This window comes from Streptomyces profundus (genome assembly GCF_020740535.1).
Taxonomy (GTDB): Bacteria; Actinomycetota; Actinomycetes; order Streptomycetales; family Streptomycetaceae; genus Streptomyces; species Streptomyces profundus.
The window spans coordinates 5,537,764-5,563,079 of the sequence record NZ_CP082362.1 but is presented as its reverse complement, the minus strand read 5'-3'; the positions used below and the strand labels follow the sequence as shown (position 1 = coordinate 5,563,079).

Sequence of the window (25,316 nt, the reverse complement as noted above, 5' to 3'; positions counted from 1 at the left end):
GATCCCCGGGTGCGTGACAGTGCGCTGCGTTACGATCACCTACGGGTTCGGCGCGAGGCCGATCGCCAGACGTCCGCGCGAATGTGCGTGGAGGAGTGGGGAGTTGCCTGCATGGCCGCGACCGAGACGCCGGAAGAGATCGCCGCGCGCAAGGAGCGCGAGAAGAACGAGTTGTACGCGCTCGACATCTCGGGCGTCGAGTGGCTCAGCGCCCCCGGGGGCCCCGAGGACGAGAAGGTGGAGATCGCCTACCTGCCCGGTGGCGGCGTGGGGATGCGCAACTCCAAGGATCCCGAGACGGTGCTGCGCTTCACCGCCGCCGAGTGGGAGGCGTTCGTGCTCGGCGCCAGGGACGGCGAGTTCGACATCGACTGACGGGGCGGCCGGCGCGCGGTGGCTCGGCCACCCGGCCGGTCAACGCCTGACGCAGGTGTAGGTGCCGAAGAGCCGGCCCTCGTAGTGGGCTTCCGCGATGTCGAACCCGGCGGCGTCCAGCATCGGTTCGAAAAGCCAACGGTAGGTACTGTGTTCGGTGCGGATGTGCTCGGCGTAGTCATCGGCGGTGTATCCCCGGGTCGCGTCCTCGGACGCACCGGCCATCCAGTCCGCGAAGACCGCCTCGGCCTGCGCGGGGGCGAAGTCGTAGACGAGGTCGCGGACGCGGAGCACCCCGCCCGGGCGCAGCAGTCCGGCCATCCGCCGCAGGGCGATCGTCTTCCAGAAGTCGGGCAGTTGGTGCAGCGCGTGCCGGGTGTGGATCGCGTCCAGCGGCCCTCCCTCGTGGCGGTAGCTGAGGAAGCCGGCGCGCACCACGTCGACCTGGGACGACTCCCCCGTCTCGGCACGTCCCCGCAGCGCGCCGACCATCGCGGGCGAGATGTCGACCGCGATCACCCGCCGGAAGACGGCGGCGGCGGCGAACGCGAACCGCCCGGTGCCGGCACCGAGGTCGAGCACCGTCCCCTCGGCACCGACGCCGTGCCGGCGCAGTGCCTCGATGTCGTCGCCCGGGTCGGGGAAGCCCTGCTTCCTGTCGAAGTTGGCGACGAACTCCTCGTCGAGGTGTTCGGGGCCCGCGTGGGCCAGCTCGTCGAGCATCCAGGGTGCGGACATGCGGGGGACTGTGCCACAAGCCCGCAACGCGCGCACCGGGATATCGACTTGGCCGCCACGGCCCCGCTCCCCCGGCCGCTCACCCCGGGCGAGGCAGGGGAGGGCTAGGGGAGTTGGACCGGGACGATTAGGGTGAGGGTGGGCGCCGTGGAAAGGCGTGGGACACCGCTCCAGGACCGGCGTCCGGCGGAACCGCGGGGGAGTCCCGGCCCGTCCTCCGCATAGCGGCCCCGTGGGTGGGGAGCAGAGCAGCAGAACAGTAGCGGGAGGCGTCGTGAACAGCGATCGGGATCAGGTTCGCAAGCCCGGGGAGGAGACCTCCGGCGCCGAACAGCCCGATGACGAACTCCTTGAGGAGGAGTCCGAGCACACCGGGCAGTTCACCATCGACTACACCCCGCCCGCCTGGTACGCGGGCGGCGGCGCGAGTCAGGGCAACGCCGGGGCGCGCGAGGGCGATACGCCCGCCCGGGGCGCCGATCCCGGCGGTTCGTCCCCGGCCCCGGCCTCCCCAGGCGTGCCCGCGCCAGCCGCTCCGCCCGCCTTCCCTGGACCGCCGCCGGCTCCGCCGGAGGCGACGACTCCCCGCCCGGGCGAGCCGCCCTCGGCGCCGAGCCCGGAGCCGACCGAGGTGGGCGCGGACGATCTGGAGAGCGGGGCGACGATGCAGATCTCCGCCTCCGCCATCCGCAGGGCCCTCGGCGATTCCGCTTCGGACACGGGGCAGCGGCGGGGCGAGGAGCCTGCGCCGACTCCCGAACGGCCGCCCGCCGCTGGGCGGCCGGCCCCACCCTCTCCCTCCGGCGGGCTGCCCGGCGGGCTTCCGCCGCTGCCTCCGGACTTCCAGCTCAGACCGCCGACCCCCGACTCGCCTCCGCCGTCCTCGCCCCTGGCGGGCGCCGGCGCGGGGGGCAAGCCCACCGGCGGTTCGTCCGAACCGCCGGACATCGAGGTGGAGTTCACCAAGCCGTCGGAGGAGCCCCAGTTGAACGCCGGGAAGACGCCCGAGGATTCGGGTCCGAGCTCGCCGCCCATGGGCATGCCGGTGCCGCTGCCGCCCAAGCCCCCTGGGCAGGACCGACAGGACGGCCAGGACGGGCAGGAGGCGGCCCCGCACGGGGATCCTCGGCAGGGCGGCAGCGCGCCCGCCTCCCCGTTCCCCACCCCGCCGAACGCGGGCGGCGCCTCGACCAGCCCGCCGGACCCCTGGTCGTCGCCGGCGAAGCCGCCGACCGGCGGGCCCGCCGAAGCGGCCCCGCCGGCGCCGAGCCCCGCCGACGCCTGGCCGACGCCGCCCGACCCCACCTCGGGTGGGCTGGTGGCGCAGCCGCCCACCGCGATCGGCAGCTGGCCCGCGCTCGCGGCGCGGGCCGCCGACGACGCGCCGCCGGCCGGCGGCCCGGCCGAGCCGCCGAAGCCGCCGGGCTCGGCGCTGGCGCCCTGGGGCGCGCCGCCGGCGCCCAGCGGCGACCAGCCCGGGCAGGCGCCGGGCGCCGTGCCGCCCCCGGCGCCCGGTGGTTGGGGTGCGCCTCCCGGCCAGCCGGGGCAGGCGCAGCCGCCGCATCCGGCCGCTCCCAACCAGCCAGTCCCGCCCGCCGCGCCGCAGCCGCAGGTGGGCCCGCCCGGCGTGCCCGGCTACCCGGGCGGCCCCCAGCCGGGTGGCCCGCCGGCGCTGCCCCAGGGCCAGCAGCAACAGCCCGCGCAGCCGGGGTATCCGCAGGCCCAGCCGCAGCAGCCGCACCCGGGGCAGTACCCGCCGGGGCAGGCGCCCGGCCAAGCCCAGGGCCAGCTCCCCGGCCAGTTCCCCGGCCAGGCGCCGTACCAGGGACAACCCCCCGCGCAGGGGCAGCAGCAGGCCCCGGCCGCGTTGCCGCCCGGGCAGCCGCAGCAGTTCCCCGGCGCCGGTCCCGAGCAGTACCCGAACCAGGTGCAGCCGGGCGCGCTGGGCTACACCGCGTCCGTCGAGCTGTCGTCGGATCGGCTGATCCAGAGCAAGCGCAACAACAAGCAGCGTTCGCAGCCGGCTTCCAAGCCGGGCTCGCGGTTCCGGCTCGGCGGCAAGGCGGCCGAGGTCGAGCGGCAGCGCAAGCTGAACATCATCAGGACGCCGGTGCTGTCGTGCTACCGGATCGCGGTGATCAGCCTCAAGGGCGGCGTCGGCAAGACCACGACCACCACGGCGCTGGGCGCGACGCTCGCCAGTGAGCGGCAGGACAAGGTCATCGCGATCGACGCCAACCCGGACGCCGGCACGCTGGGCCGCCGGGTGCGGCGGGAGACCGGCGCCACCATCCGCGATCTGGTGGCGGCCCTGCCGCATCTCAACAACTACATGGACATCCGGCGCTTCACCTCACAGGCGCCCTCGGGCCTGGAGATCCTCGCCAACGACGTGGACCCGGCGGTCTCCACCACCTTCAACGACGAGGACTACCGCCGCGTCATCGACGTGCTGGGCCAGCAGTATCCGGTGATCCTCACGGACTCGGGCACGGGGCTGCTCTACAGCGCGATGCGGGGCGTGCTCGACCTGGCCCACCAGCTGATCATCGTCTCCACGCCCTCGGTCGACGGCGCCAGCAGCGCGAGCACCACGCTCGACTGGCTGGCCGCGCACGGCTACGGGGATCTGGTGCGGCGCAGCGTCACCGTGATCTCCGGGGTCAGGGAGACGGGCCGGCTGGTCAAGGTCGAGGACATCGTGGCGCACTTCCAGACCCGTTGCCGGGGCGTGGTGGTGGCCCCGTTCGACGAACACCTGGCCGCCGGCGCCGAGTTGGACCTGGATCTGATGCGGCCCAAGACCCGTCAGGCGTACTTCGACCTGGCCGCGTTGATCACGGAGGACTTCGCCAGGATGCAGCAGGAGCAGGGGCTGTGGACGCCGGACGGCGGCATGCCCCCGCAGGTCGCTCCCCCGCTGCCCGGCCAACAGCCGCCGCACCAGGCCGGCTACGGCTACCCGCAGCAGGGGCAGCAGCCGGGCTACGGCTACCCGCAGCAGCAGCCGCCGCAGCCCGGCTACGGCTTCCCCCAGCAGCAGCCCCCGCAACACCAGCAGCAACAGCCGCCGCAGGGCGGGCCCGGCGGGTATCCGGGCGCTCCCGGGCCGGGGCAGCCGGGCGCGTGGCGCCCGCCGCAGCCGCCGGGCAACTGACGACGGCGCGCGTTCCGCGCCGGCCGGGCCAGCGGGCTCAGCCGGCGCGGGTCAGCGCGCGCACCCGCTCGATGTCCTGGTGGATCTGCGCGAGGAAGGCGTCGAGCGAGTCGAAGGTCTCCTGGCCGCGCACGAAGGCGCCGAACTCCACGGCCACCCACTGCCCGTACAGCTCCAGGTCGGTGCGGTCCAGCGCGTATGCCTCGACGGTGCGCGCGGTGCCGTGGAAGTGCGGGTTGGTACCGACCGAGACGGCCGCCGGCAGCCGTTCGCCGTCGGCCAGCAGCCAGCCCGCGTAGACCCCGTCGGCCGGCACGGCCGAGTGGGGCACCAGATCCAGGTTGGCGGTGGGGATGCCCAGGTCACGGCCGCGCCTGGCGCCGTGCACCACCTCGCCCTCGACGCGGTGCGGGCGGCCGAGCACCTCGGCCGCGCTGGCCACCTCGCCCTCGGCGATCAGCCGGCGGGCGAGCGACGAGGAGAACGGCTCGCCGCCGCCGGCCGTGCCGCGTGCGAAGAGGTCGACGACCCGCACCTCGAAGCCATAGGTCTCCCCCAGCTCCGCCAGGGTGTCCACGGTGCCGGCGGCGCGGTGGCCGAAGCGGAAGTTGGGCCCCTCGACGACCAGCCGCGCCCTGAGCCGTTCGACCAGCACCTTCACCACGAACTCGGCGGGCGAGAGCTGCGAGAACTCCTTGGTGAACGGGAGCACCAGCACCGCGTCCACGCCGAGCCCCGCCATCAGCTCGGCGCGCCGATCGTGCGGGGCGAGCAGCGGCGGATGGGTCCCGGGGCGGGTGACTTCCTTGGGGTGCGGGTTGAAGGTCACGACCACGCTCGGCAGCCCCAACTCCCGGGCCTCGGCGACCGCCTGCCCGATGATCAACTGATGCCCGCTGTGCACACCGTCGTACGAACCGATGGTGACGACGCTGCGCCCCCAGTCCCCGGGGACATCCGCCATGTCACGCCAGCGCTGCACCGTTTCGCTCCTCGCCGCCTCTTGTGTGTCCTGCCGGTCCACGGTACCCGGAGCGCTCGGACGGGGAACGTCCGCCTCACCTCCGCGCACGGCGCCGGAGCCGGGCCTCAGACGAAGACCGCGAGGCTTCTGCTGCGCTCCCCGTCCGTCTCGACCAGGGCCAGGAAACGGCCGTCGGGATCGAACACGGCGACCGGTCCGGCGGGCAGCTCCGGGGTGGCGATCCTGGCCCCGTTGCCCAGCAGGGTGGCCTGCCGCTGGTCCACGTCCCACCGGGGGAACGCGGCGGCGGCCGTCTCGGCCAGCGGCGAAACGGCCAGTTCGGCGCGGAGCTCGTCCAGGGTACGGGCGTCCGTCAGCGCGTAGGGGCCGACCCGGGTGCGCCGTAGGGCGGTGAGATGGCCGCCGCAGCCGAGCGCGGCACCGAGGTCCCGCGCCAGCGCGCGGACATAGGTGCCGGACGAGCAGACCACGCGCGCGGTCAGATCGGTGACGGGGGTGCCGTCCGCCGCGGTCAGCTCACGCGCGGGACCGGTCTCGAACGTGTGCACGGTGACCGGCCTGGGCGGCAGGATGACGTCCTCGCCGTCGCGCATCCGCTGGTAGGAGCGCTTCCCGTCGATCTTGACGGCGCTGACCTTCGCCGGCACCTGCATCAGCGCGCCGGTGAGCGCGGCCACCTCCTGGGCCACGGCCGCCGCGTCGAGCCCCACGGCGCCGAGGGCCTCGGTGGCCTCGCCCTCGGCGTCGTCGGTCACGGTGGACTGGCCCAGCCTGATGGTGGCCTGGTACTCCTTCTCCCGGAGCGCCAGATGACCGAGCAGCCGGGTGGCGCGCCCCAGGCCGAGGAGCAGCACCCCGGTGGCCATCGGGTCGAGCGTGCCGGCGTGGCCGACGCGGCGGGTGCGGGCGATGCCGCGCACCACGGCGACGACATCATGGGAGGTGTGGCCGGCCGGCTTGTCGACCACGACGAGCCCGTCGGGGCCGTCCGCCGACCTGCGGCGGCTCATCGCTCGGTGTCGGTTTCGGCCTCGGAGCCGGCGTCCGGCGTGGCCGGCTCGTCGTCCTCCCGGGCCTCCTCCTTGACATACGGGTCGGCGCCCGCCGCGTAGGTGGCCCCCGCCGCCTCCTGGCGCAGCCGCTCGTCACGCTCCCGCGTCCGGTCGAAGAGGCTGTCCATGGTGCGGGTCGTCTCGGGAAGCGCGTCCGGCACGAAGGTGAGGCTCGGCGTGTGCTTGACGCCGGCCGCCGCGCCGACCGCCGAGCGCAGTGCCCCCTTGGCGCTGCGCAGCCCGGCGGCCACCTCCTCGCGGTCCGCCTCGTCGCCGTAGACCGTGTAGAAGACCGTCGCCTCCCGCAGATCCCCGGTGACCCGGGTGTCGGTGATGGTGACCCGGGTGCCGAGGCGGGGGTCCTTGATGCCCCGGTGCAGCTTCTCGGCCACCACCTCCCGGATGAGGTCAGCCAGCCGCTTCGCCCGCGCCCTGTCCGCCACGGTCCCTCTCCTCGCTCTTGCTCTTGCTCTCTCGTTTCACGACCGCCGTGCGGTGGCCGCTACTCGTCGTCCTCGCCGTGGATCCGCCGCCGCACGGACAGCAGCTCCACCTCGGGGCGGCCGGCCACCAGCCGCTCGCACTCGTCCAGCAGGCCGGACAGGTGCCCGGAGTCCCCGGACACGGCGGCGAGCCCGATGGTCGCCCGGCGATGCAGGTCCTGGTCGCCCACCTCGGCGACGCTCACCCGGAATCTCCGGTGCAGTTCGGCCACGATCGGCCGTATTACCGCACGCTTCTGCTTGAGCGAGTGAACGTCGCCCAGCAGCAGGTCAAAGGACAGTGTCCCGGTATACATACCGAAGATCGTAACGGGCAGGGCCGGGGCGGCTCGACGAGGTTTCCCCCGCCGAGCCGGCCCCGGCCCCAGCTGTCAGGCGCGCGGCTTCTCGCGCATCTCGTAGGTGGCGATGACGTCGTCGATCTTGATGTCGTTGAAGTTCCCGAGGTTGATACCGCCCTCGAAGCCTTCCCTGATCTCCGTCACATCGTCCTTGAAGCGGCGCAGACCCTCGATGTTGAGGTTCTCCGCGATCACCTTGCTGTCGCGGACCAGGCGGGCCTTGGTGTTCCGCCTGACCTCGCCCGAGCGGATGAGCACACCCGCGATGTTGCCGAGCTTGGAGGAGCGGAAGACCTCGCGGATCTCCGCGGTGCCCAGCTCGACCTCCTCGTACTCCGGCTTGAGCATGCCCTTCAGGGCCGACTCGATCTCCTCGATCGCCTGGTAGATGACCGAGTAGTACCGGACGTCCACGCCCTCGCGCTCGGCGGCCTGGGTGGCCCGACCCTCGGCGCGGACGTTGAAGCCGATGACGATCGCGTCGGAGCCGGCCGCCAGGTCGATGTCGGTCTCGGTGACCGCGCCGACCCCACGGTGCAGGACCCGCAGGTCGACACCCTCGCCGACGTCCAGCTGGAGCAGCGAGGCCTCCAGGGCCTCGACCGAACCGGAGGCGTCGCCCTTGATGATGAGGTTGAGCTGCTGGATCTCGCCGGCCGCGAGCACCTTGTCCAGGTCTTCGAGGGAGACCCTGCGGGTGCGCTTGGCGAACGCCGCGTTCCGCTCGCGGGCGGCGCGCTTCTCGGCGATCTGCCGCGCGGTGCGGTCCTCGCCGACCACCAGGAAGTTGTCCCCGGCGCCCGGCACGTTGGTCAGACCCTGCACCAGCACCGGCGTGGCGGGGCCGGCCTCCTGGACGTTGCGCCCGGCGTCGTCGAGCATCGCCCGGACGCGGCCGTGCGCGTCGCCGGCGACCATCGTGTCGCCGACCCGCAGCGTGCCGCGCTGCACCAGCACGGTGGCCACGGCGCCTCGGCCACGGTCCAGATGAGCCTCGATCGCGATGCCCTGGGCCGCCTGGCGGGGGTTGGCCCGCAGGTCGAGGGTGGCGTCAGCGGTGAGGATCACCGCTTCGAGCAGGCCCTCGATGTTGGTGCCCTGCTTGGCGGAGATGTCGACGAACATCGTGTCGCCGCCGTACTCCTCGGCCACCAGCCCGAACTCGGTGAGCTGACCGCGCACCTTCGTCGGGTCGGCGCCCTCGACGTCGATCTTGTTGACCGCGACCACGATCGGCACCTCGGCCGCCTTGGCGTGGTTGAGCGCCTCGACCGTCTGCGGCATCACGCCGTCGTTGGCCGCGACCACCAGGATGGCGATGTCCGTGGACTTCGCACCACGGGCCCGCATGGCGGTGAACGCCTCGTGACCCGGGGTGTCGATGAAGGTGATCCGCCGGTCCACGCTGTTGACCTCGGTGGAGACCTGGTAGGCACCGATGTGCTGGGTGATGCCGCCGGCCTCGCCCTCGATGACGTTGGTCTTGCGGATCGCGTCCAGCAGACGGGTCTTACCGTGGTCGACGTGGCCCATGACGGTGACCACCGGCGGCCTGGAGGTGAGGGCGTCCTCGCCGCCCTCGTCCTCGCCGAACTCGATGTCGAAGGACTCCAGCAGCTCGCGGTCCTCCTCCTCGGGGCTGACGATCTGAACGGTGTAGTTCATCTCGTCGGCGAGGAGTTGCAGCGTCGCGTCGGAGACGGACTGCGTCGCGGTGACCATCTCGCCCAGGTTGAACAGCACCTGGACCAGGGACGCCGGGTTGGCGTTGATCTTCTCGGCGAAGTCGGTCAGCGAGGCGCCACGGGAGAGGCGGATGACCTCGCCCTTGCCGCGCGGCAGCATCACGCCACCGATCGACGGGGCCTGCATGGCCTCGTACTCCTGGCGACGCTGGCGCTTCGACTTGCGACCACGGCGCGCCGGGCCGCCGGGGCGACCGAAGGCGCCCTGTGTGCCGCCACGGCCACCCGGACCACCGGGACGGCCGCCGAAGCCACCGGGACGACCGGCGAAACCGCCGCCGCCACCGGGACGCGCGCCGGGACCGCCGCCACCACCGGGACGGCCGCCGAAGCCACCGCCGCCGCCACCGCCGCCGGGACGGTTGCCGCCACGGCCGGCGAAGCCGCCGCCACCGCCACCGGGACGCGCGCCGGGACCGCCGCCACCACCGGGACGGCCACCGGGACCGCCGCCGCCGGGACGACCGCCGGCCGAGGGCCGCTGCGGCATCATGCCCGGGTTCGGGCGGTTACCGCCCGGGCCCGGACGGGGACCGGCGCCGCCGCCCTGCGGACGCGGCATGTTGCCCGGCGTGGCACGACCGCCACCCGGGGCCTGCGGACGCGGACCGCCCTGCGACGGGCCGCCGGGGCGCGGGGCGCCGCCGCCCTGCGCGGGGCCGGCCGGGCGCGGCCCGGGACGCGGCGACTGCTGGGGGCGCGCCATGCCGGTGGAACCACCGGTGGAGAACGGGTTGTTGCCCGGGCGCGGGCCCGCCGGACGACCGCCGGACGGCTTGGGCCCGGCCGGCTTGCCGCCGGAGGGCTTCTGCGGGCCACCGGGCTTGGGGCCCGTGGGCCGCTGGGCCGGCTTGGGGGACTGCTGCCCCGGGCGCGGACCCGCCGGCCTGGCCGGCGCGGCGGCCTCGCCCTGCGGGGCGGTGAACTCGGGGGACGCCGGGGCGGCCGGCGTCTGCGGGGCCGGAGCCTGCGGAGCCGGCGCGGGCGCCGCCGGGCCCGGCCTGGGCGCGGAACCGCCCGGCTTCGGGGCGGGGCCACCCGGCTTGGGGGCACCGGCGCCTGGGCGCGGCGCGCCCGGCTTGGGGGCGCCCGGCCTGGGGGCTCCCGGCTTGGGGGCGGGGCCACCCGGCTTGGGGGCTCCCGGCTTCGCGGGTCGACGGCTGGCGCCGCCGTTGCCCGCACTCAGTGCGTCAGTCAGTTTGCGTACAACCGGCGCCTCGATCGTCGAGGACGCCGAACGGACGAACTCTCCCAGCTCCTGGAGTTTGGCCATGACGACCTTGCTCTCAACTCCAAGCTCCTTGGCGAGCTCGTATACCCGGACCTTAGCCACTTCGCTCCTTATACGGTCCGGGGGTCGGTCGTCCGCCGGACCTTCGCTACTTCACGGGCGTACTCATCGCGTACTCATCGAGTGCTCATCGCAATCTCGACCTACTTCCAACTCGCGAGGTACCTGACCATGCGGACCTCCCGCACAGTGCTCATGACAGTTCTTACGGTCTTACGGTTCTTGCGGTGTCGCCTGGCCGACCGCCGATCGCAGAGGTCCGACGTCGAGCGGCCCCTGGACCCGGAAGGCCCGTGGGAACGCCCGGCGGCGCACCGCCTGCTCAAGACAGGCCGGCATGGGATGCACATAGGCGCCCCGACCGGGCAGCGTACCGCGAAGATCGGGGACACAGCGATCCTCGATCACCACCACACGCAGCAGTCCGTCCCGCGAGAGACGCTGCCGACACCCGACACAGGTGCGCTCAGGGCAGGCTGGTGCATGGCTCCGGCCAGACACTAAGGATTCTACCTCCCCGTACCCCCGCCCAACGAACGGGCCGGGCACCGATGATCTGCTCAACGCCGGACGCGGCCCCGGTTCTTCCCCCGAGGCCGCTGGTCGGCCTACTGACCGGCGGTTTCGCCCTGTTCGGTGTCCGGGCGGATGTCGATCCGCCAGCCGGTCAGCCGAGCGGCCAGGCGCGCGTTCTGGCCTTCCTTCCCGATGGCCAGCGAGAGCTGGTAGTCGGGCACGGTGACCCGGGCGGACCTGGCCGCCTCGTCCACCACGTCGACCCGGTTGACCCGGGCCGGCGAGAGCGCGTTGGCGACCAGCTGGGCCGGATCGTCCGACCAGTCCACGATGTCGATCTTCTCGCCGTGCAACTCGGCCATCACGGCGCGCACCCGGCCGCCCATCGGGCCGATGCAGGCGCCCTTGGCGTTGAGCCCGGGACGCGTCGACCGCACCGCGATCTTGGTGCGGTGGCCGGCCTCCCTGGCGATGGCGGCGATCTCGACGGAGCCGTCGGCGATCTCCGGCACCTCCAGCTCGAAGAGCTTCTTCACCAGGCTGGGGTGCGTGCGGGAGAGCGTGACGGACGGGCCGCGAGCCCCCTTGACCACCCGCACCACATAGCAGCGCACCCGCGCGCCGTGCGTGTACTCCTCGCCCGGCACCTGCTCCTGCGGCGGCAGGATGGCCTCAAGACGGCCGATGTCCACCAGCACGCTCTTGGGATCACGGCCCTGCTGCACGACGCCGGCCACCACATCGCCCTCGCGGCCCGCGTACTCGCCGAAGGTGACGTCCTCCTCGGCGTCCCGCAGCCGTTGCAGGATGACCTGCTTGGCCGTGGTCGCCGCGATCCGGCCGAAGCCCTGCGGGGTGTCGTCGAACTCCTTGGGCTGCGCCTCGGCGTCGCCGTCCGGGAGATCCTCCGGATCCTCCTTGGCCCAGACCGTCACATGGCCGGTCTTGCGGTCCAACACCACCCGCGCCGAACGGCTGCCGCCCTCGCTGCGGTGATAGGCGATCAGAAGAGCCGACTCGATCGCCTCGACCAGCAGGTCGAAGGAGATCTCCTTCTCCCGGACGAGCCCCCGGAGGGCACTCATGTCGATATCCACGGTTACGCCTCCTTCAGGCTCTCGTCAGCGGAATCGGCCGACTGCTTGTCGGCCGCCTTGCGGTTGAACTCCAGCTCGACCCGCGCCTTGGCGATCTCGGAGAAGGCGAACCGGCGGACCGTGGGCTTGCGCCCCTTCTCCCCCGGCACCTCGACCACCACACCCTCGTCGTCCACCTCGGTCAGCCGGGCGGTGAGGTCGGCGCCCTGGTGCGGGCGCAGCCACAGCAGCCGGCCAGCCGAGCGGCGGTAGTGCCTCGGCTCGGTGAGCGGGCGCTCGGCGCCGGGCGAGGTGACCTCCAGCACATAGGGGGTGCCGCCCATGATGTCCGTGTCGTCCAGCGCCTGGGACACCTCGCGGCTCAGCTCGGCGCACGCGTCGAGCCCCACGCCCTCGTCGGTGTCGACCACCACAGCCAGGACCCGGCGCCGCCCAGCCGTGGTGATCTTCACTTCCTCAAGATCCATCGCGTGCTGGGTGGCCAGCGGCTGGACCAACTCCCGCAGCCTGTCGATCTGGGTGCTCATCCGGGTGACTCCTCGGCCGCGTCTGCTGTTGTGGGACGGCGCTCGGTTGGCTGTCTCGTCCCAGCAGCCTATCGCCTGCCGGGTCGATCGCCGACCGCCGTGGCCCGGGTGCTGGCACGCCGGGAGGTGGGGTGGCACCGGGATACCGGGAGGGCACGGGTACGCTCACGGGGCGGTGATCTTCCCGGCCGGGGCCGGGGGACGCCGGCCCGCCCCAACGAGGCGCTCCGACACGGAAAACTGTGGGAAAACGGGAAAACGGGGAAACCATGTCCATGGGCCTGCCCAGACGTTCGCTCCTGGCCGCCGGCGCGGCCCTCTCGCTGACCGCGACTCTCACCGGCTGTTCCACGGACGCGGGGGCAAGGCCCGGCGGGCCGGCCGTATCGGCCGTCAGCGTGCAGGGGCTGCGGCGGCGCACCGCGCGCCGGAGCACGGCGCTGGTCTCCCGGTACGACGCGACGGCCGAGGCGCATCCGGCCCTGGCCGAGGCGCTGACGCCGTTCCGGGACGTCGCCGTCGCCCATCTGCGGGCGCTCAGCGACGGCACGGCGAGCGCCCCCGCCGGGGCCGCCCCCGAGGTGCCGGCCGAGCCGGCCGAAGCGGTGGGCGCGCTGATCGAGGACGAGCGGCGCACCTCGGAGGAACGGCTGGCCGCGCTCGACGAGGCGCCGCCCGAACTGGCCAGGCTGCTGGCCTCGTTGGCGGCGGCCGGCGCCGCCCAGGCACAGCTGCTGGAAGGGGTGCGGGCATGAGGTCGGCCGACGAGGAGGCGGCGCCGGCGCTGGAGGCGACCCAGGCCGCGCTGGCCGCCGAGCACGCCGCCGTCTACGGCTACGGCGTGGTCGGGGCGCGGCTCGGCGAGGAGCGCGGCGACGAGGCGCGGGAGGCGTACGAGGCGCACCGCGCGCGGCGGGACGCGCTCCAGGGGACGGTGCGGGATCTCGGCGCCAGCCCGGTGGCCTCGGCCGCCGGCTACGCGCTGCCGTTCGAGGTCGCCGACGAGGCGGGCGCCGTGCGGCTGGCCGTCGAGTTGGAGACCAGGCTGGCGGGTGCCTACGCCGATCTGGTGCTGGTCGCCGAGGGGAAGGCGCGGCGCGAGGCGGCGGGCGCGCTGCGCGACGCGGCGGTGCTGGCGGCCCGCTGGGGCGGTCGGGTCGAGGCGTTCCCCGGTCTGACGGAGTATCGCGAGGAGAGCCAGGGGGATGGCTGAGGTCATGGAGTCGGCACGGGGACTGGCGCCGCCGCGGCGGCTGGCGGAGGCGTTGGGTCAGCGCGAGGCCGGCTGGTCCGCCGGGCTGCCCGCGCTGGTGGAGGAGATGTGCGCGCGCTTCGCGCTGACGTGGGAGCGCGTGGTCGAGCCGGGCGGGCGCAGCAGTGTGGCGGTGTTGGTGCGCCGCGCGGACGGTTCGCGGGCCGCGCTGAAGCTGCTGGCCCCCGGCGGTCCTGGCGAACCGTCGCCCGCCGTCCTTGAGTTGGCGGCGCTGCGCCGCTGGGACGGTCTGGGCGCGGTGCGGGCGCTCGACGCGGCGCCGGAGGCGGGCGCGCTGCTGTTGGAGCGGCTGCACGGGGAGACGTCGCTGCGCTCGCTGCCGGACGCCAAGGCGACGCTGGAGGCGGTGTCGACGTTGCGGCGGCTGTGGGTGGAGCCGGGCGAGGGGCATCCGTTCCCCTCGGTGGCCGAGCACACGGCGGCCGAGTTGCCGGCGCTGCGCGCGGCGGCGGCCTCCGACGCGGGACCGCTGGTGGAGCTGGCCCTGGCGGCCAGGGACGAGCTGCTGGCCGATCCGCCGGAGGAGCTGCTGCTGCACGGGGACTTCCGGCAGGGCTCGGTGTTGGCGTCGGACGCCGAGCGCGCCAGATGGCTGACGGTGGGGCCGCGCCCGGTGGTGGGTGAGCGGGCCTTCGACCTGGCGCGGCTGGTGCGGGATCGGCTGCACGATCTGATGGCGTCGCCCGGCGCCGCCGCGATCGCGCGGCGGCGGGTGACCAGGCTGGCGGATTCGGTCGAGGCCGATCCGGAGCGGCTGCGCCGCTGGGCGCTGTATCGGGGGGTGGCCTCGGGGGTACGGCAGTCGGCCGCCGGGCGGCGGACGGACGGCGAGGCCCTCTTTGAGTTCGCCAGCTGGTTGTGAGCCAGCTGGCGGTGAGCCGGCTGGCGGTGAGCCGGCTGGCGGTGAGCCAGCTCGCCGGGCAAGGGGCTGCCCCGCTCAGGGGCGCAGCAGCGGCAGGGGTGCCCCCATCACGGCGTAGGGGCTGGGCGCGGCGGGGAAGAGCACCCGGCGGGCGAGGTCGCGGTAGCCGAGCTTGCGGTAGAGGGCCCGGGCGGGCGACTCGGTGTCGATCGCGGAGAGGATCGACCTGGGCTCGGTGGCCTGGTCGGTGAGCGTGGTGATCAACCGGCGTCCTATGCCCCGGTGTTGGTAGGCCGGCAGCACATGGAGCTCGGTGATGGTGAAGGAGCCCTCCAGCCAGTCCTCGTTCCCCTCGCGCCGCAGATAGGGCTCCACGACCGTCGACCACCACTGCACCCGGTCGTTGGGCATGCCGTAGACGAAGCCGACGAGCCGGCCGTCCGCGCGCAGCGTGGCGCCCAGGGAGCGGGAGCCCGGGGTGGCCAGATGGCGCAGCACGATATGCCGGCGCACCTCCACCTCCTCCCGGCTGAGCCCGAACGCCTCGGCCTGGACGGCCAGCGCCTCGTCCACCCGGCTGGCCAGGTCGAGCGGTCCAACGGTGATCTCGTCGGAGGCGTCCACTGCGGCCTCACCGGGAGAAGGTGTCATGCCCGGAGGCTAACGCGCCGCGCGGACACCCGTCGCGTCCGCCCACCCCTCCGCGCGCGGGGCGGGTCGGAGCGGACGCGCCCTAGAAGAGGACGCTCATCAGGGCGCCCACCTCGGTGAAGCCGAGCCGCCGGTAGACGGCGAGCGCGGGGGCGTTGAAGTCGTTGGCGTAGAGGCTGACCAGGGGGGCGGTCTCCGTCAGGGCGTGCCGCAGCACGGTGGCGAGCCCCCGGGTGGCCAGGCCCTCGCCGCGCCGGTCGGGCGCGGTCCACACGCCCTGGAGTTGGCAGCACTGGGGGGTGACGGCGCCGATCTCGGCCTTGAAGACGACCCGGCCGTCCTCCACCCGGGCGAAGCAGCGGCCGGCGCCGACGATCTCGGCGACCCTGGCCTGATAGGTGAGCCCGCCGTCCTCGGCGTCCAGCGGGGAGATGCCGACCTCCTCGGTGAACATGTCCACGGCCGCGGGCAGCACCAGGGGCATCTCGTCCTTGCGCATCCGCCGCACCTCGGGGTCGGGGGCGACCTCGGGCGGGACGGAGCGCGTGGCCAGCAGCGGCTGGCGGCGGCGGACCTCCCTGGCCGGCCCCCAGTGCGGTTCCAGCAGGCTCCACAGCCTGGCGGTCGCGGGGACGGGGCCGACGATGGAGGAGCAGCGCCGACCCTGGGCCCTGGCGCGGGCGGCGAAGGCCAGGACGGCCTCGTCGTCCGCCTGGATGGGCACCAGATTGGCGCCCGCGTAGCAGAGGGCGGTGAGCCGGCCCTGCCGGTAGTGCCCCCACATCTCGCCGCCGAGGAAGGGCGGTTCGAGGCGGGAGTCGAGCACGCGGGCGGTGACGAAGGCGTTGGCCACCGGGTCCTCGTCGAGCACGGCGAGGACCGGGCTCAGCTCCTGGGGCGCGATGACCCGGACGGAAGGAGTGGTCAGCACGGGGACGGCCTCGCGGTCGCTGTGTCCGATGGGTGCCGGCACTGTACCGCGCGCTGGCCCCTCGTCGAGGGGCCAGCGCGGGAACGGGCGCGGGGCTCAGCCGACGGCGACCTCGGGCTCGCCGGCGGCGACGCCGTCGCGCTCCATCTGCTCGGCGATCTTCATGGCCTCGTCGATCAGGGTCTCCACGATCTTGGACTCGGGCACGGTCTTGATGACCTCGCCCTTGACGAAGATCTGGCCCTTGCCGTTGCCGGACGCGACGCCGAGGTCGGCCTCCCTGGCCTCGCCCGGACCGTTGACGACACAGCCCATGACGGCGACGCGGAGCGGCACCTCCATGCCGTCCAGGCCGGCGGTGACCTCCTCGGCCAGCTTGTAGACGTCCACCTGGGCCCGCCCGCAGGAGGGGCAGGAGACGATCTCCAGGCGGCGCTCGCGCAGGCCGAGGGACTCCAGGATCTGCGCGCCGACCTTGATCTCCTCGGCCGGCGGCGCGGAGAGGGAGACCCGGATGGTGTCGCCGATGCCCTCGCTGAGCAGGGCGCCGAAGGCGACCGCGGACTTGATGGTGCCCTGGAACGCGGGCCCCGCCTCGGTGACGCCCAGGTGCAGCGGGTAGTCGCACTGCGCGGCCAACTGACGGTAGGCGTTGACCATCACCACGGGGTCGTTGTGCTTGACGGAGATCTTGATGTCCCGGAAGCCGTGCTCCTCGAAGAGCGAGCACTCCCAGAGCGCCGACTCCACCAGGGCCTCGGGCGTGGCCTTGCCGTACTTGGCGAGCAGCCGCCGGTCCAGGGAGCCGGCGTTGACCCCGATCCGGATCGGGGTGCCGGCGTCGCCGGCGACCCTGGCGATCTCCTTGACCTTGTCGTCGAACTGCTTGATGTTGCCCGGGTTGACCCGGACCGCGGCGCAGCCGGCATCGATGGCGGCGAAGACGTACTTGGGCTGGAAGTGGATATCGGCGATCACGGGGATCTGCGACTTGCGCGCGATCGTCGCCAACGCGTCCGCGTCGTCCTGCGTGGGCACGGCCACCCGGACGATCTGGCAGCCCGAGGCGGTGAGTTCAGCGATCTGTTGCAGGGTGGAACCGATGTCCGAGGTGCGGGTGGTGGTCATCGACTGCACGGAGACCGGGGCGTCACCCCCTACCGCGACGGAGCCGACCTGGATCTGACGGCTGACGCGGCGTTCGGCCAGTTTGGTCGGTACTGACGGCATTCCCAGCGAGATGGCTGTCATGGATGTGTGCAACCCCCGGTGCGAATCGGGACCCGGAATTGGGCGTACTCCGGCCACAGAGCCTACGGCACTCACCCCGCCAGCCGTACGGGGCTGACGATATCCGCGGCCAGCACCAACAGCGTGAAACAGACGAATACCCCGGCGACGACATACGCCAACGGCATCAGTTTGGCCACATCGAAGGGCCCGGGGTCGGGCCGCCTGGTGACCCTGGCCGTCTTCCTGCGCAACGACTCCCAGAGGGCGCCGGCGATATGGCCGCCGTCCAGGGGCAGCAGCGGCAGCATGTTGAAGAGGAAGAGGGAGAGGTTGAAGCCGGCGACCAGGAAGAGGGCGGTGGCGATCTGCTGGCTGGCCGGGATGTCCAGCGTGAAGATCTCGCCGCCGACCCGGGCCGCTCCCACCACGCCCATCGGGCCGTTCTGGTCTCGCTCCTCCTGGCCGGTGATCGAGTGCCAGAGGTTGGGGATCTTGGACGGCAGAGCGAGCATGGCGTCCACGCCCGTGGTCATGATCTCGCCCATGCGGTCCACGGCCTGGGGGAAGTCCTGCTTGACCACGCCGCTGGCCGGTGAGAAGCCGAGGAAGCCGGCGGTGATGAACTCGCCCTCGACGAGGCCGCCGTTGCCGTCGGTCTTGCCCACCTGGTTCTCGATGAGGTTGGCCCGCAGCTCCATCCGCTCGCCGTCCCGGTCGACCGTGATGGTGGCGGCGCCGACGGTGTCCCTGATGCGCTGCTGGAGGTCGCCCCACTCGTCCACCGGCTGGCCCTGGAAGGCCACGATCTCGTCGCCGGGGAGCAGCCCCGCCTCGGCGGCCGGGGCCGGGATGTCGCCCGGGCGGCACTCGCGGGGCTCCTCGTTCTGCGCGACCACGCACTCGGAGACGGTGGCCACGGTGGTGGTCTGGGTGTTGATGCCGAAGCCCATGAGCACGCCGAGGAAGATCACCACGGCGAGGATGAGGTTCATCGCCGGCCCGGCGAACATCACGATGACGCGCTTCCAGGGCTTGCGGGTGTAGAACAGCCGCTTCTCGTCGCCCGGCTTCAGCTCCTCGAAGGCCGCCGCCCTGGCGTCCTCGATCATGCCGCGGAACGGAGAGGTGGAGCGCTGTCTGATGGCGCCGTCGGGGCCCGGGGGGAACATGCCGATCATCCGGATATAGCCGCCGAGTGGCACGGCCTTGACCCCGAACTCCGTCTCGCCACGCTTGCGGGAGAAGATCGTCGGCCCGAAACCGACCATGAACTGCGGGACCCGCACGCCGAACATCCGCGCCGTGGAGAAGTGGCCGAATTCATGCCATGCGATGGAGAACAGCAGCCCGAAGACGAAAACGAGTATGCCGAGGATGAACATCAGGGCCGTCATACCGTCATCTCCTGGATCAGCATCTTCCCTCGGCTCCCTCGCCGCCTCGGGGCGGTCGCCCCGCTCACCGGCGGGCCCTCGTCGCGCCGCCGCCCGGGTGCGCCCCGACCAGCTCGCGCGTGCGCAGCCGTGCCGCGCGCTCCGCTTCGAGGACGTCCGAGAGGGTGAGGGAGGTTCCCCCGGCCTCCGAGCCCCGTTCGTCCACCACCCGCGCCACGGTGTCCACGATCCCCGTGAACGGCAGCCGGCCGGCGAGGAACGCGTCCACGCACTCCTCGTTGGCCGCGTTGAACACCGCGGGCGCGACACCGCCGAGGCTACCGACCCGGCAGGCGAGCGGCACCGAGGGGAAGGCATCCGTGTCCAGCGGGAAGAACTCCCAGGTGCTCGCCTTGGTCCAGTCGCAGCCGGGGGTGGCGCCCGGCACCCGCGCCGGCCAGCCGAGCGCCAGAGCGATCGGCAGCCGCATGTCCGGCGGGCTGGCCTGGATCAGCGTCGAGCCGTCGACGAACTCGACCATCGAGTGCACATAGGACTGGGGGTGGACGACCACCTCGATCCGCTCGAACGGGATCCCGTAGAGCAGATGCGCCTCGATGACCTCAAGCCCCTTGTTGACCAGGGTCGCCGAGTTGACGGTGATCACCGGGCCCATCCGCCAGGTGGGATGGGCGAGGGCGTCGTCGGGCGTCACCTCGGCCAGCTCGGCTCTGGTCCGGCCGCGGAACGGGCCGCCGCTGGCCGTCACCAGCAGCCGGTTCACCTCGGGCACCGTGCCGCCGAGCAGCGCCTGGAAGAGCGCCGAGTGCTCGGAGTCCACCGGGATGATCTGGCCGGGCTCGGCCACCTCCCGCACCAGCGGACCGCCGACGATCAGCGACTCCTTGTTGGCCAGGGCCAGCAGGTGTCCCGCGCTCAGCGCCGCCAGGGTGGGGGCGAGCCCGATCGAGCCGGTGATGCCGTTGAGCACGGTGTGGCAGGGACGGGACGCCAACTCGGCCGCCGCGTCGGGGCCGGCGAGCACCTCGGGCAGCGGCTCCCCCACCCCGTACTGCGCGCGCAGCGTCTCGCGCAGCTCCGTGGCCAGCTCGGAGCGGGCGATGGCCACCGTGCTCACCTGGAGCCGGTGGGCCTGGCCGGCCAGCAGATCCAGCCGGTCGCCGCCGGCGGAGAGCCCGGTGACCCGGAACAGCCCCGGATTGCGCAGCACCACGTCGACGGCCTGGGTGCCGATGGAGCCGGTGGAGCCGAGGATCGTCACCTCGCGTGGCCCGTCGGGCGGTGGCTGCGCCGGATACCTCAGATGCGGGTGGGCGAGACAGGCGGGGATCTCGGTCATCTGCCTATTGTCACCATGCCCCGCGGCACCCCGGCGCCGGGCCCTGGTCAGGACCACGGCGCGGGGACCGGTTCCGGCCGGCCGGCGGCCGGCTACGAGGCGCGGGGAACGGGCCGGTGGAGATCGGGGTGCGGGGAGGGGCCCGACGGGGTCTCGGCGATCCAGGGCCCCTCGCCCGAGGGATCGGGAACGCCGGCCTCCAGCCAGGTGTGCTTGCCCTCGATGACGGAACGGACCAGCCGCCCGTCGGAGCGGTCCGTGTTGTGCCAGAGCCGGGGGAACAGCTCCTCGATCCGCAGGTGCGCCTGGCGGCAGAAGGCGTCGGCCAGCTGGTACGCCTCGGCGCCGCTCTCGCCCCTGGCGCGCAGCCGCTCGGCGTGCACGCACGCCGCCGAGATGGCGAACAGCTCGGCGCCGATGTCCACCACCCGGCCGAGGAAGCTCTGCTTGCCCTCCAGCCGCCCCTGCCAGCGGGACATCCCGTAGAAGACGGCGCGGGCCAGCCGGCGGGCCGTGCGTTCGGCGTAGCGCAGATGGAACGAGAGGTCGGGGTGGTCGGAGACCCGGAAGTCACCGTAGGAGAGGGGAAGATGGCCGCGCCCGGTGGCCAGCGACGGCAGCCAGCGGGCATAGAAGCCGCCGGCGGCCACGGCCGCCTTGCGCTTGCGAGTGAGGTTGGCGTCGGGGTCGACGAGATCGCCGGCGACCTTCAGATGGGCGTCCACCGCCTCCCTGGCGATCAGCAGCCGCATGATCTCGCTTGAGCCCTCGAAGACCCGGTTGATCCGGGTGTCCCGCAGCAACTGCTCGACGGGGACGCCGCGTTCGCCCCTGGCGGCCAGCGAGTCCGCCGTCTCGAAGCCGCGCCCGCCCCGGATCTGCACCAGCTCGTCGGCGATCCGCCAGGCCATCTCGCTGCCGTAGAGCTTGGCGACGGCGGCCTCGATCCTGATGTCGACGCGCTCCTCGTCCGCCAGCTCGCCCGACAGCTCGACCATGGCCTCCAGCGCGAAGGTGGTGGCGGCGATGAACGCGATCTTGGCGCCGATCGCCTCGTGCCTGGCGAGCGGCCGCCCCCACTGGACCCGGGCGGTCGACCACTCGCGGGCCACCTTGAGGCTCCACTTCCCCGCGCCGACGCACATCGCCGGCAGCGCGAGGCGGCCGGTGTTGAGGGTGGTCAGGGCGATCCGCAGCCCCTGCCCCTCCTCCCCGATCCGCTGCGCGGCCGGGACCCTGACCTGGTACAGCCTCGTCACGCCGTTCTCGATGCCGCGTAGGCCCATGAAGGCGTTGCGGGCCTCGACGGTGATCCCGGGTGAGTCCGCCTCCACCACGAAGGCGCTGATGCCGCCCGGGTGCCCGGGCCGCTCGGGCACCGAGGCCAGCACGACGAGCAGCTCCGCGATGACCCCGTTGGTCGTCCACAGCTTGACGCCGTCCAGGAGGTAGTCGTCGCCGTCGGGGGTGGCGGTGGCACCGAGCCTGGCGGGGTCGGAGCCGACATCGGGCTCGGTCAGCAGGAAGGCGGAGATGGCCCCCGCGGCGCAGCGGGGCAGATAGGCGCGGCGCTGCTCCTCGGTACCGAAGAGGCTGAGCGGCTGGGGGACGCCGATGGACTGGTGGGCGGAGAGCAGCGCGCCAAGAGCCGGGCTGGCCGTGCCGACCAGGGCCAACGCGCGGCCGTAGGCGAGATGGCTCAGGCCGAGGCCGCCGTACTCCGGGGCGATCCGCATGCCGAAGGCGCCCAGCTCGCGCAGCCCTTCGATCAGCTCGTCGGGGACGCGGGCGTCGCGTTCGATCGCGGCGCCGTCGACCCGCTCGGCGACGAAGGCGCCGAGCCGGGCCAGGAAGCGCTCGCCGTCGGCCGCCTCGGCCGGCTCCGGCTCGGGACGGGGATGGATCAGGTCGAGCCGTAGCCGACCGAGGAACAGCTCCTTGGCGAAGCTGGGCCGGCGCCACTCCGGGTCACGGGCCGCCTCGGCGATCCTTCTGGCCTCGCGTTCGGTGGTCAACTCATGTCACCTCACCGTCGAGATCGGGACATCCGCATTTCCACGCCGCGTTCCGGGCGCCGCCGGGCAGACGCGTTCTCGGGGACTTCGGCCGGGACACCGCGCGGGTCGGCGGTGGGCCGAACGACGGCCGGCACTCGCGGGCTCGACCGTTCACCGCCTGGGGGGAGTACTGGTGCGTATGTACCCGTTGCGCGGTGGTTCGCACCTGTTCCGAAGGGGTTTTCCCGGCCCATCGCTCGCGGCCGGGTGACCCCTCGCCACGTTCTGTCAGCCCCCGGTGCTACTTTCGGTGGTGGAATCGGGGGGTATCCATGGGTGTTCGGGAACGCGTCGCGGTGGGCCGGGTGGGCCGGGCATGCCCCCCGTGAACGCGGCGGTGGAGGACGACGGCTGGGGCCCGTGGGAGGGCCACGGCGTGGCCGTACGACGCTGCCACCACTGCGCCGCCGAGCCCGCCGTGCGGGCCGATCTCCGGCAGCTGACCGGCCCGCTGTTCTTCCAGCGGATCACCAGCCTGCGCGTTCCCTGCTGTCGGGAGTGCGGCCTCTTCTGGTTCGGGGAGTTGACCAGCCGCACGCTGCTGCGGGGCTGGTCGACGGTCCTGCTGGCGCCGGTGAACGTGGTGTTCCTCGCGCTGAACCTGGTCGCCTACGCGCGTCTGCTGCGGCTGCCGCCCGGCCGGGGCGGCCCCTGGGGGTGGGTGCTGCGCCCGGGGGGCGACGGCCCGTCAGGCCCGCGCCACCCGTGGCGGCAGGCGCTCGCCGGCGTCCTCTGCCTGCTGGTCGGCGTCGCAGTCCTCGGCTACCTGGTGTTCCTCCGGGTGCGTGCGGGCTAGCTAGCGCGCCCGGAGGATCAGCCGTCCGTCTGAAAGGACCGCACCCGACATGACCACCGACGTCATCGCGTTGACCGAAGCCGAGCCGGACCGGGACGCGCTGCTGCACGCCCTGGACTGCGCCGGGCCGCGGGCCAAGGAGATCGCGTCGAGCGGCGAGCTGCTCCGGTTGCTCGGCCCTGACCACAGCGCCGTGCTGGCCCTGCGGACGCCGCGGTGGGTGGGGGTCCCCGGCGAGGTGGCCCGGATGTTGGGGGCGGATCAGGGGCTGCCGGACGCGCCGGTCTGGTGGACCGAGGCCCGCAGCCATCTGGACGCCGACCGCGCCCACCGGGTCTGCGGCACCTTCGCCTCCCGGCTGGTCGAGCGCGCCGGCGGGCGGGTGTGGCCGGCCGCCGCGCGGATCGAGGACCACGAGCGGGCGGCCGAGCCAGGACCGCTGCCCGCCGTCGTCGCCGAGCAGCCGGCGGTGCACGAGGTGACGAGACTGACCGCCTCGGTGACGCAGGACCGCCCGGTGGTGGGCGTCTCCGACTGGCTGCTGAACGCCCTCGACGCGGTGGAGGCCAGCGTCCCGCGCCGCACCCTGTATCTGCTCACGCCGCCGGGCACCCGGCTGACGCTCCCCCTGTACGAGATGCTCGCCGGCCATGCGCTGCGCTGGCTGATACCGGACGGCGACCACTTCTACGACGGCCGCTCCGGCCTGCTGCTGAGCTGGCAGGGTCGGCCGGGCGACACCTCGCACCAGGACGACCGCGACTACCGGAAGGTGGCCGGCCGGGACGGCCGGCCGCTCAGCGCCGAGGTGTGGCGGGCCTCGGCCAAGCCCTACTTCGGCGCCGTGGGCCCGGGGGCGTCAGGGGAGCTGGCCTTCGCCGCCACCCCGCAGCGGCGCCTGTCGCTGCGGATCCGCACCCGGCACACGCCGTCGGCGGCGCTGCGGCTCGGCGCGACGGCGGAGGCGGCCTGGACGGCGCTGACCGGTCGGCCGCCGGCCGGCTGGGGCACCGGCGAGCCGGTGGGCGACCTCTGGTCGATCGAGGAGCTGACCGCGCTGGCCAGGGAGCGGGCACCGGAGCCGTCCCGGCTGGTGATCGTCGGCCACCAGGACCAGCCGGCCATCGCCACCCTGCGGATCACCCGCGACCGGCTGGGCGTCGAGCAGGATCTCTCGGTCACCTTCGGCTACGAGAGGCGGGACGACGTTCCCGACCAGCGTCGGCTGACGGCGCTCGCCGAGGAGCTGTCGACCGGTCATGGGCTGCGCACCATGCGGGTGCTCCACCGGGCCGCCAGCGCGGATCTGCTGGTCGCCCCCCCTCTTCCAGGGAGTTCCGGCCCCCCTCGGCGTGGCCGTCGGCCCGAAGGAGGCCGAGATCCCGGCCGGGGCGTTCCCGGCCGACGGGGGAGGGCCGCGGTCGGTGCGGCTCGGCGGCGGGGAGGAGGCAGGCCGCTACTTCCCGCTGGGTGGCCGGCCCGCCGACTGGCAGGAGGTGGACACGCTGCGCGAACGGCTCGTGCCCTCGCGGGCGGCGGACGACCCCGATCACGGCACGGGCCGGCAGGGCGCCGACGGGCAGGAGCCGCCGGACGACTGGCTGAGCCCACCGGACACCCCGTCCCAGCCGGCCGAGCGGGCCGAACCCGACCAGAGCGTGGCGATGGCTTGGCCGGTGGGCCTGGCGCGGATGCTGCTGTACGCGCAGTGCTGCTATGCGGCGTTCGTCTACCTGATCGTCACCTCGCTCGCCGATCCGCTGGGGGAAGGGCTGTTCTGGCTGTTCTGGACGCCCGTGCTCGCTGTGAGCGCCGCGCTGATGGCCGGGCGTCCGATGCTGTTCGGGGGGCAAGGGGTGCGCGCGCTCACCGCAGGCGTGGCGGTGGCCGGCCTGTCCATCCCGATAGCGATGGATCTCCACGATCCCGCCCCGGCGCATCGGGCCATCCAGGTGGTGATCTCCGTCCTGCTGCTGCGAGCGATGTTCGCGCCGTCGACCAGGGTCTGGTTCGAGACGCCGCTGGCGAGGAGGTATCTGCCGTCCCAGCACCTCGCCGGGCAGGCCCGGGTGTGGCAGCCCGGGTCGGCGGTCGTGACGGCGGCGGCGGCGCTGTCGCTGATCGTGCTGGCGGGGGCGCTGTCGAACGTGGTGGATCTCGATGTCCGCCCCGGGGACAGCCGGCCGAGGCCCGATCAGTCGCCGGTCCAGGAGTTCGAGTATCCCGACCCCCTCGACCTGCCCTGGCCCCACGGCTCCACCGTTCCCGAGCGGTTGTTTCCCGACGATCCGTCGGAAGGACGATGACGTGGTTCGCGTCCGCGTGCCGGTCTCCGGCGCACCCCTCTTCCCGGCGGGTTTTCCTCGTCCGGGACCGGGAGTTGAAGCGCTTCGACAGATCCCTGGACACCCCTCCGTGGCGGGATTAAGGTCGTCGGCATGACGTGCGGTGGG

23 protein-coding genes and 1 pseudogene are annotated in these 25,316 nt (G+C 73.5%); 8 read left to right on the top strand and 16 right to left on the bottom strand.

Annotation, left to right across the window (positions count from 1 at the left end; genetic code table 11):
* Positions 1-111 precede the first annotated feature (111 nt).
* Positions 112-375, top strand: coding sequence for a DUF397 domain-containing protein (locus K4G22_RS24565; protein ID WP_228082514.1), 264 nt, complete (start codon positions 112-114; stop codon positions 373-375).
* Positions 376-414: 39 nt separating this feature from the next.
* On the opposite strand, the gene K4G22_RS24560 is transcribed toward K4G22_RS24565, so the two are convergent.
* Complete coding sequence (locus K4G22_RS24560) at positions 415-1,113, bottom strand: class I SAM-dependent methyltransferase (RefSeq protein ID WP_228082513.1); 699 nt, start codon at positions 1,111-1,113, stop codon at positions 415-417.
* A gap of 274 nt (positions 1,114-1,387) precedes the next feature.
* On the opposite strand from K4G22_RS24560, the gene K4G22_RS24555 reads away from it, so the two are divergent.
* Positions 1,388-4,270 (top strand): SCO5717 family growth-regulating ATPase, encoded by a 2,883-nt coding sequence (locus K4G22_RS24555; protein ID WP_228082512.1) that lies wholly within the window; start codon positions 1,388-1,390, stop codon positions 4,268-4,270.
* Between the two features lie 37 nt (positions 4,271-4,307).
* Here K4G22_RS24555 and K4G22_RS24550 read toward each other — a convergent pair whose 3' ends face one another.
* The 8 genes from K4G22_RS24550 to rimP all read right to left on the bottom strand — a co-directional run bounded on the left by K4G22_RS24550 (position 4,308) and on the right by rimP (position 12,327).
* Positions 4,308-5,252, bottom strand: a complete 945-nt coding sequence (locus tag K4G22_RS24550; protein WP_228082511.1) for a bifunctional riboflavin kinase/FAD synthetase — start codon at positions 5,250-5,252, stop codon at positions 4,308-4,310.
* A gap of 107 nt (positions 5,253-5,359) precedes the next feature.
* On the bottom strand, positions 5,360-6,265 hold the full coding sequence (gene truB / locus K4G22_RS24545; protein ID WP_228082510.1) for a tRNA pseudouridine(55) synthase TruB: 906 nt from the start codon (positions 6,263-6,265) through the stop codon (positions 5,360-5,362).
* A complete protein-coding gene (rbfA, locus tag K4G22_RS24540) occupies positions 6,262-6,750 on the bottom strand; it encodes a 30S ribosome-binding factor RbfA (protein WP_228082509.1) in 489 nt (162 codons plus the stop codon). Before rbfA ends, truB begins: the two co-directional genes overlap by 4 nt.
* A gap of 59 nt (positions 6,751-6,809) precedes the next feature.
* Positions 6,810-7,106, bottom strand: coding sequence for a DUF503 domain-containing protein (locus K4G22_RS24535; RefSeq protein WP_228082508.1), 297 nt, complete (start codon positions 7,104-7,106; stop codon positions 6,810-6,812).
* A 75-nt stretch (positions 7,107-7,181) separates the two neighbouring features.
* Complete coding sequence (gene infB, locus K4G22_RS24530; RefSeq protein ID WP_228082507.1) at positions 7,182-10,229, bottom strand: translation initiation factor IF-2; 3,048 nt, start codon at positions 10,227-10,229, stop codon at positions 7,182-7,184.
* A 171-nt stretch (positions 10,230-10,400) separates the two neighbouring features.
* On the bottom strand, positions 10,401-10,688 hold the full coding sequence (locus K4G22_RS24525; protein WP_228082506.1) for a YlxR family protein: 288 nt from the start codon (positions 10,686-10,688) through the stop codon (positions 10,401-10,403).
* Between the two features lie 107 nt (positions 10,689-10,795).
* On the bottom strand, positions 10,796-11,800 hold the full coding sequence (gene nusA / locus K4G22_RS24520) for a transcription termination factor NusA (RefSeq protein WP_228082505.1): 1,005 nt from the start codon (positions 11,798-11,800) through the stop codon (positions 10,796-10,798).
* A 2-nt stretch (positions 11,801-11,802) separates the two neighbouring features.
* A complete protein-coding gene (gene rimP / locus K4G22_RS24515) occupies positions 11,803-12,327 on the bottom strand; it encodes a ribosome maturation factor RimP (RefSeq protein WP_228082504.1) in 525 nt (174 codons plus the stop codon).
* A gap of 275 nt (positions 12,328-12,602) precedes the next feature.
* Here rimP and K4G22_RS24510 point away from each other — a divergent pair, with 275 nt between their 5' ends.
* Genes K4G22_RS24510 through K4G22_RS24500 form a run of 3 tightly spaced genes read left to right on the top strand, consistent with a single transcriptional unit; the run spans position 12,603 to position 14,462 of the window.
* Positions 12,603-13,082: a hypothetical protein gene (locus K4G22_RS24510; RefSeq protein WP_228082503.1), complete on the top strand. Its 480-nt coding sequence runs from the start codon at positions 12,603-12,605 to the stop codon at positions 13,080-13,082.
* Positions 13,079-13,540, top strand: coding sequence for a ferritin-like domain-containing protein (locus tag K4G22_RS24505; protein ID WP_228082502.1), 462 nt, complete (start codon positions 13,079-13,081; stop codon positions 13,538-13,540). The genes K4G22_RS24510 and K4G22_RS24505 overlap by 4 nt, the downstream gene beginning before the upstream one ends.
* A complete protein-coding gene (locus tag K4G22_RS24500) occupies positions 13,533-14,462 on the top strand; it encodes an aminoglycoside phosphotransferase family protein (protein ID WP_228082501.1) in 930 nt (309 codons plus the stop codon). Before K4G22_RS24505 ends, K4G22_RS24500 begins: the two co-directional genes overlap by 8 nt.
* 75 nt (positions 14,463-14,537) lie before the next feature.
* On the opposite strand, the gene K4G22_RS24495 is transcribed toward K4G22_RS24500, so the two are convergent.
* The 6 genes from K4G22_RS24495 to K4G22_RS24470 all read right to left on the bottom strand — a co-directional run bounded on the left by K4G22_RS24495 (position 14,538) and on the right by K4G22_RS24470 (position 22,025).
* Positions 14,538-15,113, bottom strand: coding sequence for a GNAT family N-acetyltransferase (locus K4G22_RS24495; RefSeq protein WP_228082500.1), 576 nt, complete (start codon positions 15,111-15,113; stop codon positions 14,538-14,540).
* An 82-nt stretch (positions 15,114-15,195) separates the two neighbouring features.
* Positions 15,196-16,044, bottom strand: a complete 849-nt coding sequence (locus K4G22_RS24490) for a GNAT family N-acetyltransferase (RefSeq protein WP_228084219.1) — start codon at positions 16,042-16,044, stop codon at positions 15,196-15,198.
* 96 nt (positions 16,045-16,140) lie between these two features.
* Positions 16,141-17,295 (bottom strand): flavodoxin-dependent (E)-4-hydroxy-3-methylbut-2-enyl-diphosphate synthase, encoded by a 1,155-nt coding sequence (gene ispG / locus K4G22_RS24485; RefSeq protein WP_228082499.1) that lies wholly within the window; start codon positions 17,293-17,295, stop codon positions 16,141-16,143.
* 71 nt (positions 17,296-17,366) lie between these two features.
* Positions 17,367-18,671 carry a M50 family metallopeptidase gene (locus K4G22_RS24480; RefSeq protein WP_228082498.1) on the bottom strand — a complete coding sequence of 435 codons (1,305 nt, stop codon included), beginning with the start codon at positions 18,669-18,671 and terminating at the stop codon, positions 17,367-17,369.
* A 64-nt stretch (positions 18,672-18,735) separates the two neighbouring features.
* Positions 18,736-20,010: a 1-deoxy-D-xylulose-5-phosphate reductoisomerase gene (gene dxr / locus K4G22_RS24475; protein WP_228082497.1), complete on the bottom strand. Its 1,275-nt coding sequence runs from the start codon at positions 20,008-20,010 to the stop codon at positions 18,736-18,738.
* A 92-nt stretch (positions 20,011-20,102) separates the two neighbouring features.
* Positions 20,103-22,025, bottom strand: coding sequence for an acyl-CoA dehydrogenase family protein (locus tag K4G22_RS24470; protein ID WP_228082496.1), 1,923 nt, complete (start codon positions 22,023-22,025; stop codon positions 20,103-20,105).
* Positions 22,026-22,383: 358 nt separating this feature from the next.
* On the opposite strand from K4G22_RS24470, the gene K4G22_RS24465 reads away from it, so the two are divergent.
* Entirely contained in the window at positions 22,384-22,863 is a 480-nt protein-coding gene (locus tag K4G22_RS24465) for a hypothetical protein (protein ID WP_228082495.1), read from the top strand.
* 261 nt (positions 22,864-23,124) lie between these two features.
* Here the strand turns inward: K4G22_RS24465 and K4G22_RS24460 are convergent, their stop codons facing one another.
* Entirely contained in the window at positions 23,125-23,463 is a 339-nt protein-coding gene (locus K4G22_RS24460; protein ID WP_228082494.1) for a hypothetical protein, read from the bottom strand.
* Here K4G22_RS24460 and K4G22_RS32035 point away from each other — a divergent pair.
* A pseudogene (locus tag K4G22_RS32035) lies at positions 23,363-24,148 on the top strand (DUF6177 family protein); the annotation flags it as partial. The gene K4G22_RS24460 and the pseudogene K4G22_RS32035 overlap by 101 nt on opposite strands.
* A gap of 67 nt (positions 24,149-24,215) precedes the next feature.
* Positions 24,216-25,169, top strand: a complete 954-nt coding sequence (locus tag K4G22_RS24450; protein WP_228082492.1) for a hypothetical protein — start codon at positions 24,216-24,218, stop codon at positions 25,167-25,169.
* Positions 25,170-25,316 lie beyond the last annotated feature (147 nt).

Excerpts from the sequence above, each read along its gene's own strand:
- ispG (WP_228082499.1), bottom strand. The coding sequence starts at position 17,295 with ATGACAGCCATCTCGCTGGGAATGCCGTCAGTACCGACCAAACTGGCC.
- K4G22_RS24495 (WP_228082500.1), bottom strand. The coding sequence starts at position 15,113 with ATGACACCTTCTCCCGGTGAGGCCGCAGTGGACGCCTCCGACGAGATC.
- rimP (WP_228082504.1), bottom strand. The coding sequence starts at position 12,327 with ATGAGCACCCAGATCGACAGGCTGCGGGAGTTGGTCCAGCCGCTGGCC.
- K4G22_RS24500 (WP_228082501.1), top strand. The coding sequence starts at position 13,533 with ATGGCTGAGGTCATGGAGTCGGCACGGGGACTGGCGCCGCCGCGGCGG.
- dxr (WP_228082497.1), bottom strand. The coding sequence starts at position 20,010 with ATGACCGAGATCCCCGCCTGTCTCGCCCACCCGCATCTGAGGTATCCG.
- K4G22_RS24535 (WP_228082508.1), bottom strand. The coding sequence starts at position 7,106 with ATGTATACCGGGACACTGTCCTTTGACCTGCTGCTGGGCGACGTTCAC.
- K4G22_RS24505 (WP_228082502.1), top strand. The coding sequence starts at position 13,079 with ATGAGGTCGGCCGACGAGGAGGCGGCGCCGGCGCTGGAGGCGACCCAG.
- K4G22_RS24565 (WP_228082514.1), top strand. The coding sequence starts at position 112 with ATGGCCGCGACCGAGACGCCGGAAGAGATCGCCGCGCGCAAGGAGCGC.
- K4G22_RS24510 (WP_228082503.1), top strand. The coding sequence starts at position 12,603 with ATGGGCCTGCCCAGACGTTCGCTCCTGGCCGCCGGCGCGGCCCTCTCG.
- K4G22_RS24560 (WP_228082513.1), bottom strand. The coding sequence starts at position 1,113 with ATGTCCGCACCCTGGATGCTCGACGAGCTGGCCCACGCGGGCCCCGAA.
- truB (WP_228082510.1), bottom strand. The coding sequence starts at position 6,265 with ATGAGCCGCCGCAGGTCGGCGGACGGCCCCGACGGGCTCGTCGTGGTC.
- K4G22_RS24465 (WP_228082495.1), top strand. The coding sequence starts at position 22,384 with ATGCCCCCCGTGAACGCGGCGGTGGAGGACGACGGCTGGGGCCCGTGG.
- K4G22_RS24480 (WP_228082498.1), bottom strand. The coding sequence starts at position 18,671 with ATGACGGCCCTGATGTTCATCCTCGGCATACTCGTTTTCGTCTTCGGG.